This window comes from Leifsonia sp. SIMBA_070 (assembly GCF_046534635.1).
Classification (GTDB): domain Bacteria; phylum Actinomycetota; class Actinomycetes; order Actinomycetales; family Microbacteriaceae; genus Leifsonia.
In genome coordinates, this window is the sequence record NZ_JAWRYK010000563.1 from 1 (window position 1) to 255 (window position 255).

The window sequence follows — 255 nt, forward strand, 5'->3', positions numbered from 1 at the left end:
GTAAAGGTAATTTTGAAGCTTACAGAAATTATTTTGATTATTTGGCACAAGTTGAAGATAAAGACACTTCGAACACAACATACTTAAGAGAATTCAATGCTTATTTTGACGCTAATTTGGGAGGAGGAAGTGCAATTGAAAAATTAGATGCGATTTACTCGACAATAGATTCGAATTCAAGTTATTCTTATGATGGCTGGAATGCCTTTAAAGAGTATCATTCTAATCTTTGCAATACTGCTGCATGGACTGTAG

General features: G+C 33.3%; 1 protein-coding gene. It reads left to right on the top strand.

Annotated elements, in window-relative coordinates; all coding sequences use genetic code 11:
* Positions 1 to 255 (top strand): hypothetical protein (locus SB754_RS21465; protein ID WP_410784349.1); only part of this gene is annotated, 255 nt, incomplete at both ends.